The organism is Pedobacter hartonius, assembly GCF_900107535.1.
GTDB classification, from domain to species: domain Bacteria; phylum Bacteroidota; class Bacteroidia; order Sphingobacteriales; family Sphingobacteriaceae; genus Pedobacter; species Pedobacter hartonius.
Genome location: NZ_FNRA01000008.1, coordinates 175,720 through 190,217, shown reverse-complemented (window position 1 = coordinate 190,217; position 14,498 = coordinate 175,720). Strand labels below are relative to the sequence as shown.

At 42.8% G+C, this 14,498-nt stretch carries 11 protein-coding genes; 7 read left to right on the top strand and 4 right to left on the bottom strand.

Going from position 1 to position 14,498, the window contains the following annotated elements; genetic code table 11:
- Positions 1-165 precede the first annotated feature (165 nt).
- The gene (locus BLW16_RS15005; RefSeq protein ID WP_090558055.1) at positions 166-2,820 is read left to right on the top strand and encodes a TonB-dependent receptor; all 2,655 of its coding nucleotides are present in this window, start codon (positions 166-168) and stop codon (positions 2,818-2,820) included.
- A 97-nt stretch (positions 2,821-2,917) separates the two neighbouring features.
- On the opposite strand, the gene BLW16_RS15000 is transcribed toward BLW16_RS15005, so the two are convergent.
- The 4 genes from BLW16_RS15000 to BLW16_RS14985 all read right to left on the bottom strand — a co-directional run bounded on the left by BLW16_RS15000 (position 2,918) and on the right by BLW16_RS14985 (position 6,936).
- Positions 2,918-4,033, bottom strand: a complete 1,116-nt coding sequence (locus BLW16_RS15000; RefSeq protein ID WP_139298328.1) for a hypothetical protein — start codon at positions 4,031-4,033, stop codon at positions 2,918-2,920.
- Positions 4,034-4,477: 444 nt separating this feature from the next.
- Positions 4,478-5,167, bottom strand: coding sequence for a YjjG family noncanonical pyrimidine nucleotidase (locus BLW16_RS14995; RefSeq protein WP_090558206.1), 690 nt, complete (start codon positions 5,165-5,167; stop codon positions 4,478-4,480).
- 16 nt (positions 5,168-5,183) lie between these two features.
- Entirely contained in the window at positions 5,184-5,828 is a 645-nt protein-coding gene (gene upp / locus BLW16_RS14990; RefSeq protein WP_090558051.1) for a uracil phosphoribosyltransferase, read from the bottom strand.
- Positions 5,809-6,936, bottom strand: a complete 1,128-nt coding sequence (locus BLW16_RS14985; protein WP_090558049.1) for a DUF7033 domain-containing protein — start codon at positions 6,934-6,936, stop codon at positions 5,809-5,811. The genes upp and BLW16_RS14985 overlap by 20 nt, the downstream gene beginning before the upstream one ends.
- A 66-nt stretch (positions 6,937-7,002) precedes the next feature.
- Here BLW16_RS14985 and uvrB point away from each other — a divergent pair, with 66 nt between their 5' ends.
- The 6 genes from uvrB to BLW16_RS14955 all read left to right on the top strand — a co-directional run bounded on the left by uvrB (position 7,003) and on the right by BLW16_RS14955 (position 14,470).
- On the top strand, positions 7,003-9,060 hold the full coding sequence (uvrB, locus tag BLW16_RS14980) for an excinuclease ABC subunit UvrB (RefSeq protein WP_090558047.1): 2,058 nt from the start codon (positions 7,003-7,005) through the stop codon (positions 9,058-9,060).
- Positions 9,061-9,063: 3 nt separating this feature from the next.
- Positions 9,064-9,255 carry a YwbE family protein gene (locus BLW16_RS14975; protein WP_090558045.1) on the top strand — a complete coding sequence of 64 codons (192 nt, stop codon included), beginning with the start codon at positions 9,064-9,066 and terminating at the stop codon, positions 9,253-9,255.
- 39 nt (positions 9,256-9,294) lie between these two features.
- On the top strand, positions 9,295-9,549 hold the full coding sequence (locus tag BLW16_RS14970; RefSeq protein ID WP_090558043.1) for a DUF4834 family protein: 255 nt from the start codon (positions 9,295-9,297) through the stop codon (positions 9,547-9,549).
- Between the two features lie 87 nt (positions 9,550-9,636).
- A complete protein-coding gene (locus BLW16_RS14965) occupies positions 9,637-12,102 on the top strand; it encodes a hypothetical protein (protein ID WP_090558041.1) in 2,466 nt (821 codons plus the stop codon).
- Between the two features lie 500 nt (positions 12,103-12,602).
- Complete coding sequence (locus BLW16_RS14960; RefSeq protein WP_090558039.1) at positions 12,603-13,454, top strand: UDP-2,3-diacylglucosamine diphosphatase; 852 nt, start codon at positions 12,603-12,605, stop codon at positions 13,452-13,454.
- 29 nt (positions 13,455-13,483) lie between these two features.
- A complete protein-coding gene (locus tag BLW16_RS14955) occupies positions 13,484-14,470 on the top strand; it encodes a glycosyltransferase family protein (protein WP_090558037.1) in 987 nt (328 codons plus the stop codon).
- Positions 14,471-14,498 lie beyond the last annotated feature (28 nt).

The following is a 14,498-nucleotide window of genomic DNA, read 5'->3' as shown; positions in this document are numbered from 1 at the left end:
TGCATTAGAAACATTAATTTAACGTAATCAGCTCATATCAATGTATAGTTTATTAATTACAGGTTAACAAATCAACATATTTCCCTCCCTGCTTAAAGAACAATGAATGTCGCTGGTTTATTATTTAGAGATTGCTTATCTTTATTTCATTAAACTATAGCTTGTGTGAAGAATGAGGTTTTAAACATAAATTTTTTCTTGATCTTATTTGTTTTCTTTACTCTATTAAACAGATCTGATTCTTTCGCTCAGAACTTTTATAAGGTTAAGGGTAATATTAAAGATAGCACAAAAAATGCTATCCAAAATGCTGAAGTAAGCCTGATCACCGGAAAAGACACTCTACACTCAAAAACAGATACTGCTGGTGTTTTTAAATTTATGAATGTCAGGTCGAATGTCTTTTTGTTAAAGGTTTATGCGTCTGGCTACGATATGCTGGGAAAAGAGTATCATGATAAAACTGCCAACCCGGAGATACTTATACCCACCATACATTTACAGATTGTAGTGAAACAATTAAAAGAGGTTGAAATTAAAGGGAAGAGCCAACCAGTGCGCTTTAAGAGAGACACTGTCGAATTTGATGCCCTGGCCTATGCTATTCATGATCGGGACAGGGTTAGCGATTTGATGAGACAACTACCGGGGGTCGACATAGACCGGGACGGGAATGCATCATATATGGGGAAAACGTTGACAAAAATCAGAGTAAACGGAAAAGATTTTTTCTCGGGAAATGTGAAACAATTTATTTCTCAGCTCCCTGCAGGCATTGTTGGTAAGCTGCAGATTATAGATGATTATGGGGATGTAGCCAATTTCACTGGAATTAAAAATGGTGATGGAAGCAAGATGTTGAATTTGGTGATTAAAGACGGAATGGATAGTGGCGATTTCGGGTTATTATCAGCAAACTACGGAACAAATGACCGCTATGGCGCTGGATTAAACAGTAATCTTTGGCGGGGGAGCAGGCAGATATCTTTAAACGGCAACACCAGCAAAACATCCGGTATCGGGGGCAATCTGAAAAGTACTGACGTTAGCTTGAATTACCGGGATAATGTTGGTGCAAACACTGTGCTGAGTGGCGCTTATAATTATGGATATAGCCAAAATTCACTAAGACAACAAAGCTATTTAAAAACAGTTAGTCCGATGGGCGATCTCTTCAATATTTCTACGAACGATGTATTAAGTAAAACCCATGTTAACAATGTCAGCGCAAATCTGAATTACGGTGGGAAAGGAAATCTGCTGCAGATTGGACTCAGAGGTTTGCTTCCCAGGTCATCAAGTGAGGTTCAGTCCATGTCAAAGCAAACTGGAGTGATCAGGCAGGACCTTTCCACAGAGAGTTTGGCAAATCAAAATAGTCCAAATTTGAGTGCCGACATCCTTGTAGGACACCAATTTAAAAAGGCAGGACGGAATCTCTCCTTATCTTTATCTGCTGGAACTGCATTAGCTGATACCAGGGAAGGGCTGGATAATGATATCAACTATTACGAGGGCAATTCGCTAATTAAAGATTCTGTTCTGAACAGGTTAATAGATATACATAACCGTAATAATAACTTTGGTATCAATTTGACGTTTTCCGAACCTATCCGGATAAAAGACGACAAAAGAAGCAGTTTGGACTTTAATTATTCTTTCTCATCACTCACAACGACAAATAAGCAGGAAACAAGTGTCAAAAACCATAATACTGTTCCACTAATGGTAGATTCACTTACCAGTATTTCACGAACATCATTCAGTAATCATCTTTTTGGTTTATTTTATAGATATAGTGCTAAAAAGATTAACTATAGTACCGGATTAAATATACGGCCGAATAAGTTGAAAACCTTCACCATGGCCCCGGACAAAAATAATTCGGTGTCAGGGCTTAATGTCTCTCCTGTATTGCGCTTTGATTATACACCATCTGAAAGAAATTCCTGGAGTGCAAATTATAATGGTAGCAACACGGCACCTAATATCAACCAGCTTCAACCGGTAAGAGATATAAGGAATTTGCAGAATATTATCGTAGGCAATCCAGATTTAAAAACATCGTTTACACATTTTTTAAATCTTAATTACCGCCATAATGCGCCAGACAGTAGAAATTCAATTCAGGTTGTCTTAACTGCTTCCTTGTTCCAAAATCAAATTGTAACAAATTCTGTTTTGGTAAACGATACGCTCAACAGTTTTCGTCAGGAGACTCATTTTTTGAATACAAATGGAAACTACACAACTGGAGTTAATTACTACCTGAATATAAGGCTGGCAGACAAAAAGTATAGTCTTAATGTGAAAGGAGGTGCAAATTACGATCGCCGGGTTTCATTCAGTGAAAATCTGAGAAACATTGGTCAGGCAGTTAACCTTAATCAGGGAGTTGGGATACAACTTAATCAAAAATGGCTAACTGTAACTACAGATGCGAACTACATCTATAGAACGAATCAATATTCCATAAGTGGAGTAAATAAAGATATTGTTCAGACCTGGATATTTACAGCGGATTCAAGAATTTTTATTTCAGAAAAATTCAAAGCTGGCACTACTATATCAAAAACAGTAAATAATGGATTTGCATTGCACGCCGTCAATCCGTTAATTATAGGGGGATATGTGGAACAGCTATTTTTCAGGAGCAGGATTCTTAGCTTAAAGTTGGAGGCTTATGATATATTAAATCAAGCAAATGGGTTAAGTAGATCTGTATCAGGTAATACAACTTTAGAGACAAAGAATGAGCTGATGTCCCGGTATTTTTTAATCAGCCTGGACCTTAGATTTGAAAAGTTTGGTATTCAATAGTTAACCATATAGCAACGCCTGTGATAAGAAATTATCACAGGCGTGTGCAAGTTTTTGATCTAAGCTGAAACCTGGTCTGTTTATCTGTTTACTGCAGTTAATTAACTGGTTTCACTGCAATATATGCAGCTAAGGAATCCGAGGTGCCAACTGACAACGTATTATCATTGTACCATGCGTAAACCCATCCTGAGCTACCAGCTATACCTGTATCTACCAGGTTACCTGCACTTTTGCCAGCTGGATAATTTACAGCATACGGCTGACGTATTGCTCCCAGATCAGTTGAATTTCCGGTGGAGGCAGTACCATCGCTATACCATGTATATACTTGACTGGTGTTTTTAGCTATTGATATACCTACAATATCCGCAGGAGTTTTACCAGCTGGTAAAGCAAATGGTTTCGGCGCAACATAATCACCCAGATTTAAGGCCGAATTTCCTACAGATATCGTTCCGTCTTTGTACCATGCATAGACAAGACCAGTAGGGGCGATGGCTATATCTAACACATCAGTATATTGTTTTCCTGCAGGGAGCACATAAGTATTGGTTGGACCTGTGGTAGAAGTTGAGTTGCCTACTGTTACCTGTCCGTTAACTCCCCAAAAATATACAAGGTCAGAGCTTGTAATATCTATACCAGCCATAGTTGATACTGTACCAGCGGAACCGATTGGCCAATTTGGTGGCGTGCCTACACTACCGCCGCCTGGTGTAGGGTTTGTTCCCCCGGGATTTGGTGGAGGTGTGGTTGATGGTACGCTGATGGCATAAGAAAAACCTCCGCCCAGCGTTGTTACTTTAACACCTCTCTCATCGAGATAAGAAATTCTCATTTGAATTTGATCACCTGAAGCAACATCAGATGGAGAAAGCGATCCGGAGATCGCTCTGTTAATATAATTGCTCGTTACATCGTCAGTAATGAAATTGATAGTGTTTGATAATGATTTCTTAAAAGTATTGGCTTGATTGGTTAGCACGATATCCACAACACAAGCAACATTTTCGGGGATTGCCGTACCTGCCGCCAGCCCTCTTTGAACTGTAAAAGTAGCACTGAAATTGGTTGGACTTGAATTTGCATTCAAAGTCAGTGTCCCAGGAAGTAAAGAACCTGATGAAATTCTAAAATCAACAACTCGTGGAGTAGCATATACTCCCACAATGAGTAGTGATAGGATGAAGGTTAATAGGTTTTTTTTCATTGTTTTGAATTTAATTAGTCTTCTTCATTGTTGGTATCCTATATCTATTTATTACTTAATATTCGCATCGTGTAAATTAATAGTTTCAGCTTTACTTTACGTTAATACGATGTTTGAAAAGTTAAGTATATTCATAAATAATTCGTTAAAAGACAACAATGATTCTTTGTCTAATTTATGAAATCACTATTTAAAATCAAATGAACAATTTATTGCGTGTTTATAAATTAATATATTCTTTTTATAAAGTTAATATGTTAACTGGCAGAATGTGTATTTGCAGACTTGAAGTGGGGTTTTTTTGTGCCGGAAGTTTTTTTTGTAACTAAAATAATACCTATGGTCACTTGGCAAATGTGGACAGATGCCTTATGCAATAAGAAATCAAATTAGAATAGACTTTACATATTTAATGCTGTGGATGCATCTGCATCACACCGGGGATTAAAAATGATGCATTAATTCCTCCAGGTGAAGGATCTGCCATTCCACATCCGCCGGTTTATCTTTATTCAGCGGATTAAAGAAAATCGCTTTGATTCCGAAGCCCTGTGCCCCGCGGATATCGGCTTCAATACTGTCCCCGATCATGATGCTTTCCTCTTTTTCAGCGCCGGCTTTTTTCAGTGCATATTCAAAAATAGCCCTGTCCGGTTTATTTACGCCTACATCTTCAGAAATGATCACGTTAGAAAAATAGGGGTTTAAATTACAGAGATCCATCTTGATGAGCGTAGTCTCTTTAAAACCGTTGGAGATAATATGCAGCGTATATTTCTTCTGCAGGTATGCCAGCACCTTTTCCGATCCTTCAAACAAATTGGTTTTTGTGGGGCCGAACCTTACATAATCTTCTTCAAACTGCTGGGGTACGTGTTCGGGGGCGATGCCGAGCTCAATAAATGTTTTATGGAACCGCTCGGCCCTCAGCTTCTCTTTTGTGATCCTTCCCATGTGGTACTCTGCCCAGAGCAGCTGGTTGTTCTCCGTATATCTTTCGATGAATGATTCGCAGGAGCTTAATCCTATTGCATGCAGCTCATATTGATGGTAGAGTTCGGTTAAAGTTTCCTGTGCATTTTTATCAAAATCCCAGATGGTATGGTCCAGGTCGAAAAATATATGTTTAATCATTCTGTATTCAGAGGTTTTATAATTTTGTTCCGTAGGCGAGGTCACCTGCATCGCCCAATCCGGGCACAATGTACGATTTGCTAGTCATCTCTTCATCGATTGCCCCTAACCATAATTTTGCTGCGGGAAAATGTGCACGGACATGTTTTAGGCCTTCTGTACTGGCAATAGCTGCCACAATATGGAGTTCCTTTATTTTAAACTGTGCAATCAATTCTTTGCAGCAGGACACCATACTCAGCCCTGTGGCCAGCATAGGGTCTGTAATAATGATAACCTTGTCAGTCAGGTCTGGCGATGAAACATAGTCTACCTTTATCTCCAGCGGGCCATTGATGTGCGGTTTCCTGTAGGCGGTAATAAATGCAGCTTCGGCACGGTCAAAGATATTGAGGAATCCCTGCTGCATCGGAAGTCCGGCACGCAGGATAGTGGCCAGCACAGGTTGGGCTTGCAGTTGCCTGCTTTTTGCTATGCCCAGGGGCGTCTGTGTTTCTGTATCCACATAAGTCAGCGTTTTGCTGATCTCCCATGCAAAGAATTCGCCCAGTCTTTCCAGGTTTTTACGAAAGCGCATCGCATCCAGCTGAATATGCTCATCGCGTAATTCAGCAAGGAAGGTATTGGCTATAGAGTTGGTCTTACTTAAGTCGAATATCATGGCGTTCAGATAAAAAATTAGCTAATAACTGCTGGTAAAGTCTTCTTCCAACTTTTCCCTTTCCAAATTCGGGCAGGCTTTCTTTATGCCATAGCAGGTAAAAATGACCGTTCAGCAGTTTTACATTTTCAATGAGTGTGCCCCACCTGCTCAGTACATCGTCTATATTAAACGTTCTGTTCAGCTTTAATATTTCATCATTTATAGCTATCGGGTGTACCAGCAGGTGCGTAGTTTTCTCCAGCTGCAGGTCATACCAGAAAAAAGGGGTACAGGTGCCTGCCCTGAAACCGATGGTATTTGCATATCCCATACGGAAATCTTTCGTTGCGCCGTTTTTGATCAGATGGAGGTAGCTTTTTGGAAATGAAAACTGTTTTTCGCAGATCATATCCAGTTCCTGGGTGCGCCTGTAAAAATAAACCGGGTTTAAGTTAAATTTTTCGTGCTGCTCATTTAAGAAAAGCTGCAGCCCGCTGATCTTTGGTTCAATACTTGCTTTTTCAAGCTTTAATCGAAGTTTTTTGAACAGCCGCATCACCTGTCCGCTTAAAAATGCAGAAGCCTGCTCAGGGCTGTTATACATACAGATCAGCGGAAAAAATTCAAATTCCTTTTTACCGAAGTACAGTTTCGGATAACGTTGCAGCAGCATGTTCTTCAGCATCAGGGCCCATCCGTCAATTACCGGAAATTCCAGCAGTTTCAGTTTACTCTGCAGGCTGGCCTCTGCCGGGTAATTTCCTTCCGGACCGGGTTTAAAAGGAAGGTACTCCTCATACCTGCTTACAAAATAAAAGGCCGCTGCAAAAACATCAAAGGGTAAACTGCTGTTGTCAACAGCAAAGGGCACGATCATGTCGCCAAAAATTGTAGTTTTTAGCGTAGGTGCAGAAATAGTATGTGACAGGAGGAAATCAGATTGTTTAAAAAAGGGCTCATCCTTTTCGGGCTGGTCTCCATAGGTTATTTTAGCTACATCTGAAGCCCTGAATTCGGAAACATTGGAGCTGAATCCTACTTGTGTCTGAAGGATGTCATTGAAGATAAAGTTGAAAATGTACTTTATCCTTGGCGTAAGTAAGGGGACATATACAAGTAGCTTCATGACCAATAAATTTAGGATATAATCACGACAAATCAATACGCCATTAATTCTTATCTTTGATTATCTATGAAATTTCAACTCGTTTCAGACTATAAACCTACGGGTGATCAGCCGAATGCCATTGAGCAATTGGTTACAGGTGTCAATAATGATGAGCATTATCAGACGCTTTTAGGCGTTACAGGTTCCGGTAAAACATTTACTGTGGCCAACGTGATCCAGCAGACACAAAAGCCTACATTGATACTGAGCCACAATAAAACACTTGCGGCCCAGTTATACGGGGAATTCAAGCAATTCTTTCCTGAAAACCAGGTGAATTATTTTGTGTCTTATTACGATTATTATCAGCCCGAGGCATATATGCCGAGCAGCAATACCTATATCGAAAAGGACCTGAGCATCAATGAGGAGATTGAAAAGCTGCGGCTAAGGACAACCTCTGCACTGATGTCCGGCAGGAGGGATGTGATTGTGGTTTCATCAATCTCCTGTATCTATGGGATGGGAAATCCCGAAGATTTCTCACGTTCGGTATTCCGCTTTGCGGTAGGCACAAGGGTATCGAGAAATACGTTTTTACACAGCCTGGTAGAAATTCTGTATGCCAGGACCATAAACGACTTTAAAAGGGGAACTTTCCGTGTGAAGGGGGATACAGTAGATATCTTTCCGGCCTATCTGGACACAGCTTACCGCGTTTCATTCTTTGGCGATGATATTGAAGAACTGAGCGTAATTGACCCTGTAACAGGAAAAACACTGGAAAAACTCGAAGATATGGCCGTTTACCCGGCAAACCTTTTTGTGACACCCAAGGACAGGTTCCAGTCGTCCATATGGGGCATCCAGGAAGAACTTGAAGTACGCAAGAACCAGCTGATTGGAGACAGGCAGCTGCTCGAAGCGAAACGCCTGGAAGAAAGGGTCAACTTTGACATTGAAATGATGAAGGAACTGGGCTACTGTTCAGGAATTGAGAACTATTCGAGATTCTTTGACGGGCGGTCGCCCGGAATGCGGCCCTTCTGCCTGCTGGATTATTTCCCTGATGATTACCTGATGGTGATCGATGAGAGCCATGTGACCGTTCCCCAGATCAGGGCAATGTATGGCGGGGACAGGTCGAGGAAGATGTCGCTCGTGGAATATGGCTTCCGCCTGCCTTCCGCACTGGACAACCGGCCGTTGAATTTCGAAGAATTTGAACGTTTAGCGCCACAAACCATATACGTAAGTGCTACTCCTGCCGATTATGAACTGCAAAAATCTGATGGGGTGTATGTAGAGCAGGTGATCCGCCCTACAGGACTGCTTGACCCGCTGATTGAGGTCAGGCCGGCAGTAAACCAGGTGGATGATCTGCTGGATGAAATAGACAAGACCATTAAAATGGGCGACCGTGTGCTGGTCACCACGCTCACCAAACGTATGGCCGAGGAGCTGACCAAATACATGGACAGGCTCAATATCAAATGCCGTTATATCCACTCAGAGGTTAAAACGCTGGAGCGTGTAGAGATCCTCCGCGGATTACGTTTGGGCGAATTTGATGTGCTGATCGGGATCAACCTGCTGAGAGAGGGACTGGATTTGCCTGAAGTGTCTTTTGTAGCTATCCTGGATGCGGATAAAGAAGGTTTCTTGAGATCCGAGCGTTCCCTGATCCAGACCATCGGACGGGCTGCCCGGAATGACCGCGGAAGGGTAATCCTCTATGCCGATAAGATTACTGACTCTATGGCTAAGACTATGGATGAAACCAACCGCAGACGCGAAAGGCAGATGGCTTACAATACCGAACATGGCATTGTGCCGAAAACAGTGGGCAAAAGCAGGGAGGCCATACTGGAACAAACTTCGGTGCTTGATTTCTCTGCAAACTCGGAAAGGAAAGCTGCTTATGTGGAGATCGACCAGGTGAGTATAGCTGCCGACCCTATTGTACAGTACATGACCAAGCCCGAAATGCAGAAGTCGATCGATAAGACAAGAAAGGACATGGCCAAAGCAGCTAAGGACATGGACTTCCTGATGGCGGCCAGGCTCAGGGATGAGATGTTTGCCATGGAAAAGGTATTTGAAGAAAGGTTTGGAAAGGCCAGTTTAAAAAAGGTAGAATAAATAATGGACGGAAAAAACAGATCGGATATCTATCCGGGGCTTGAGGTAGATATCATTTTAAAAAAGGATCAGCGCAGTGGTAAACTCACACGCGGGATCGTAGCTAATCTGCTCACATCATCACCTTATCATTCCAGGGGAATCAAGGTGAGGCTCGAAGACGGGCAGGTGGGAAGGGTAGCACAGATAGTTTAAGAAATCTGTCTATATTTGTAAATTAAATGAATCATAAAAATGGGAATAATTAAATTTCTCTTCATCACTATACTGATCCTTTGGGTAATCCGGGTACTCCTGCGGCTTGTTTTTCCTGTGGTGCTGAAGAGCGTCTTTGGAAAAATGCAGGAACAGCAAGGTCGGCAAAACGGACAGCCGCAACAGTCATCTAAACCGGAAGGTTCAATATCTATCGATTATGTACCACCACAGCCCAAGCATGGAAATGCAGATAAACTGGGTGATTTTGTGGAATACGAAGAAGTAAAATAAAGTATTTTCTTCTAATCGGTCTATTTTGCTTCCTAATCTGTATCAAATTTATATTTTTGGGGTTAGTTTAAATATAAGCAAACCTTAATGAATAATTGGTTAAAAAGGAATGGCATACATCTGGCCATCAGTGCGTTTTTTGTAATTATATGTTTTGTCTACTTTAGTCCTGTCCTTCAGGGTAAAGTGCCGGAACAAGGCGATGTTTTGCAGGCAAAGGCCATGCAAAAGGAGATCATGGATTACAAGGCTAAAGATGGCAAAGGCCCTCTCTGGACGAATCAAATGTTCGGAGGAATGCCTGCCTACCAGATCTGGGTTCAATATCCGTTGAATTTAACTACTTACGGAATCTCCCTGATCAAGGATACCTTTCCGGACCCTGTAGGTACCGTACTGATGTACCTTCTGGGTTCTTACCTGTTATTCTGCGTGCTCAGGATCAATCCCTGGCTTGCCGCTGCGGGGGCAATAGCATTTGCCTTTACGTCCTATAATTTTATCATCATTGCCGCCGGACATAGCAACAAGGCCCTGTCTATCGGCTTTTTTGCACCAATACTTGCCGGTATCATCTTAACGCTGCGGGGCAGATACTGGATGGGTGCCAGCTTAACGGCACTGTTCCTGGCGCTGAATATCAGGGCCAATCATATCCAGATGACCTACTATCTGTTGTTAGCCCTGCTGATCTATATCGGTATTGAAATCTACCACGCCGTCAAAACAAAGCGGACAAAGGAATTAGGTAAAGCAATGGGATTTTTGGGTATAGCAGTGCTGCTGTCCATCATGATCAACGCGAGTAACCTGTGGACTACCTATGAATACGGAAAAGAAACCATACGTGGTCAATCCAATCTAAAAACAGATTCCGCCGAGCCGGACAATGGTTTGCCAAAAGATTATGCTTACCAGTGGAGCCAGGGTGTTGGGGAATCCCTTACATTTCTGATCCCTAATTTATATGGTGGTGGTAATGAACGCCTGGATGAAAAATCAAATGTGGCAAAAGCCATCCAGACTGTGGGCGCAACGCCAGACCAGGCTGCAGATTTTGCACAGCGCCTGCCGGTATACTGGGGGGATAAGCCTTTCACAGCAGGGCCGTACTATTTCGGATCGATCATCTGTTTCCTGTTTGTGTTCGGATTATTCATCGTTCATGACAGGATAAAGTGGTGGATCCTGTCTGCTACAATACTGTTCATGCTGTTATCTTTCGGTAAGAACTTCCCCTTCATTTCAGATATCTTCTTTGACTACGTGCCGCTTTACAATAAGTTCAGGGCTGTTGAATCTATACTGGCCGTTGTAGGCCTCTTGTTCCCTATTCTTGCTTTACTTGCCATCAAGGAAGCCCAGGAGGGAAAATATGATCAGAAATACCTGCTGAAAAAGCTGACCTGGTCGGCCGGTATCACAGGTGGTTTTGCACTGGTAGTTTCCATTATGCCTACGCTGTTTTTCAGCTTCAGGACATCAGACCATGACCAGTTTATTGAAACGCTGATGCGCGCACTGAACAATGACAGGAATATCGCAACAACCATCGGTAATGCGTTGATACAGGACAGGGTAGACCTGGCCAGGGCTGACGCCATCCGTACCGTGATCTTCATCGCTATCGGATTCGGACTGATCTGGGCCCTGATCACGAAAAAGATGAAAGCCGAAGTGGTTTTTGGCCTTCTGGCTGTAGTGATCCTGTTTGACATGTGGCAGGTTGACCGCCGTTACCTGAACAACAAGAACTTCGTGCCCAAAAGTGCGCTGAGCAATCATTATCAGCCAAGGGATGTGGATACCTTCATCATGGCCGATAAAGACCCTGATTTCAGGGTATTCGATACCTCTATCCCAACATTTACAAGTGCCGATGCTTCTTACTTCCATAAAACCGTGGGCGGAGCACACTCAGCAAGGTTAAAACGCATACAGGAACTGATCGATCATCAGTTTACGAAGAGCGTAAACCAGGATGTGCTGGATATGCTGAATACCAAATATATCATCACGCAGGACCCGCAGACGGGATCCTACAAAATGCAGCGGAATGCTACTGCGGCAGGTAATGCCTGGATAGTAGACAAAGTTCAGTTTGTTCAGAATTCTGATGAAGAGATGAAAGCCATCAGCAGCTTTGATCCTAAAACGGAAGCTATCGTTGATATGAAATATAAAAGCGCGATGGATACCACCCGCGCAGGACTTGGCGGGCCAACCTCATTTATTAAACTGGACAGCTACAATCCTGATCATATGATCTATTCATACAGTGCCCCAAGGGACGTGATTGCGGTGTTCTCCGAGATCTATTATGATAAAGGCTGGAAGATGCTGATCGACGGCGTGGAGAAACCTTATTTCCGGGCAGATTACGTTCTTCGTGCTGCGCAGCTGGAGTCGGGTAACCATAAACTGGAATTCGTATTTCACCCAACGTCTTATTATACGGGTGAAAAGATCTCCCTTGCAGGATCAATATTGTTGCTGCTTGGCTTAGGGTTTGCGTTTTACACGGATAACAAAAAAACTAAAAAGGCGGTTTAACTGACGCTAACTTTATTTTAAGGGGCTGTTACTTCATTGTAGCAGCCTTTTTTTGTATCGGTTAAAATACTCCGCCCGCTTTGCTACTGTTTGTTTTTGTTAGCGTTCTTGAGGTATTATTAATTCATAGATAGCGCTTCTAACGCTTTAAATAGGTTATAACTGCGTTGCGACTGCGCTTTTTCGCCACAAATAGCGCAGTCGCAACGCAGTTATATGCTTCACATAGCGTTGGAAGCGTTATCTGGGAGAGATCTATTCCCGCAAATGGCCACCAGGTATAAATACAATTGTGATTTTTTCTCAGGCGAATTGAGGATCGAAATATAAAGATCACTGGTAACCCGATCATAATAGTTTCTTAATACCCTGTTAACCTGCATATTGCATATTTGTATAATAAACTGGAAATGATATGCAGGAAATAGCTCTTACGATTGGTGTGGTGGTCTTGGTGGCATTCTTTTTCAGTCCCTATGAACTGACCATGGAGGAAGATGATGTATAAAAGAGAAGTAGATATCGCTGTTATTTCTGACGTTCATTTGGGTACTTATGGCTGTCATGCAAAAGAATTGCTCAAGTATCTGAAGAGCATCAAACCCAAAATGCTCATCCTGAACGGCGACATCATCGACATCTGGCAATTCAGTAAAAGATACTGGCCGGAAACGCATATGAAGGTGGTGCGGAAGCTGATGAAGTTTGTCGCTGAAGGTGTGCCTGTCTATTACCTGACGGGTAACCATGATGAACTGCTCCGGAAATTTGCCGACATGCATATGGGTGGCTTCCATCTTCAGAATAAACTGGTTTTAGAATTAGACGGCAAAAAGGCCTGGTTTTTCCATGGCGATATATTTGACGTGACCATGCAGCATTCCAAATGGCTTGCCAAACTTGGCGCCGTGGGCTACGATTCCCTGATCCTGATCAACAGCGTTGTCAACTGGGGCCTCACTTTAATCGGACAGGAAAAAATGAGTTTCTCCAAAAAAATTAAAGCCCAGTTTAAGGATGCCGTTAAGTTTATCAACGGATTCGAACAGACCGCTGCTGAACTGGCTGCAAAAAACGGGTATGGGTACGTGATCTGCGGACATATACACCAGCCTGAAAAACGGGTCATCGCAACCGAGGACGGGTCGGTGGTTTACCTCAATAGCGGCGACTGGGTAGAGAACCTTACCGCACTGGAATACGCGAATAAAGAATGGAACATCTTCAAGTATGACAACAAGGATTTCCAAACCGATGAAGTGGAAGAAGGGGCACTTTCTGATAGTGAAGATTTACACAGTAAACTGGATATCAATGCTTTACTCCAAAAGATAAAATTAGAAATTGTCTAGCGGATAAAAATTACAGATATTCGGCGAGGATGAAGATACTTTATGCCATACAGGGTACAGGAAACGGTCATATTAGTCGTGCGCGCGAGATCGTACCTTTACTGCAGCAGCATGGCGATGTAGACCTGTTAATCAGTGGTACACAGGCAGATGTGAAGTTAAGACAGGATATCGCCTTCCAGCTTCACGGCTTTAGTTTTATCTTCGGGAAAAAGGGTGGTGTGAACCACTATGAGACCTGGAAGTCTATGAACCTTCCGCGTTTTATCAATGACATGCGCAAGCTGCCGCTCAAAGATTACAATCTGATTTTAAACGACTTTGAACCCGTTACGGCCTGGGCCTGTAAGCTGAGGGGAATAGAAAGCGTGGGGCTGAGCCACCAGGCATCTTTTCAATCTGCCAGAGTACCAAAACCGCCAAGCGTAAACTGGGCGCAGCTGGTCATGAAATATTATGCCCCTGCCACCCATTATGTAGGTTTTCATTTTAAAGCATATGATGATTTTATCCATACGCCGGTGATCCGTTCCGAGATCCGGAACCTGGTGACCAGTGATGCAGGACATTACACCGTTTATCTTCCCGCCATAGATGATCAGATACTGCTTCCTATCCTGAAACAGATCCCCGACGTAAAGTGGCGGGTTTTTTCGAAACACACAAAGACCAGTTTTTCGGAGGCAAATGTAAGTGTGTCGCCGGTAAATAATGAACAGTTTAACGCCAGTCTTGCGAGTTGCAGGGGCCTGTTCACCGGGGGAGGTTTCGAGGGGCCGTCTGAAGCCCTGTTCCTCGGGAAAAAATTGCTGGTTGTGCCCATGAAATTTCAGTACGAGCAGCAGTGCAACGCGTTTGCATTACAGGAAATGGGGCTGCCTGTTATCTGGGGGCATGATAAAAACTGGGTTCCGATATTGAAAAACTGGGTTTCGAATCCGCAGGAACACCAGTTTAGTTTTCCTGATGAAACGGCCCAGGTGATTGAAAAGGTTGTAAAGCAGTTTGCCAGATAAATTTCTTTACTTTGCCCTTAACTAAACG

Excerpts from the sequence above, each read along its gene's own strand:
- BLW16_RS14955 (WP_090558037.1), top strand. The coding sequence starts at position 13,484 with ATGAAGATACTTTATGCCATACAGGGTACAGGAAACGGTCATATTAGT.
- BLW16_RS14970 (WP_090558043.1), top strand. The coding sequence starts at position 9,295 with ATGGGAATAATTAAATTTCTCTTCATCACTATACTGATCCTTTGGGTA.
- uvrB (WP_090558047.1), top strand. The coding sequence starts at position 7,003 with ATGAAATTTCAACTCGTTTCAGACTATAAACCTACGGGTGATCAGCCG.
- BLW16_RS14965 (WP_090558041.1), top strand. The coding sequence starts at position 9,637 with ATGAATAATTGGTTAAAAAGGAATGGCATACATCTGGCCATCAGTGCG.
- BLW16_RS14975 (WP_090558045.1), top strand. The coding sequence starts at position 9,064 with ATGGACGGAAAAAACAGATCGGATATCTATCCGGGGCTTGAGGTAGAT.
- BLW16_RS14995 (WP_090558206.1), bottom strand. The coding sequence starts at position 5,167 with ATGATTAAACATATATTTTTCGACCTGGACCATACCATCTGGGATTTT.
- upp (WP_090558051.1), bottom strand. The coding sequence starts at position 5,828 with ATGATATTCGACTTAAGTAAGACCAACTCTATAGCCAATACCTTCCTT.
- BLW16_RS14960 (WP_090558039.1), top strand. The coding sequence starts at position 12,603 with ATGTATAAAAGAGAAGTAGATATCGCTGTTATTTCTGACGTTCATTTG.
- BLW16_RS14985 (WP_090558049.1), bottom strand. The coding sequence starts at position 6,936 with ATGAAGCTACTTGTATATGTCCCCTTACTTACGCCAAGGATAAAGTAC.
- BLW16_RS15000 (WP_139298328.1), bottom strand. The coding sequence starts at position 4,033 with ATGAAAAAAAACCTATTAACCTTCATCCTATCACTACTCATTGTGGGA.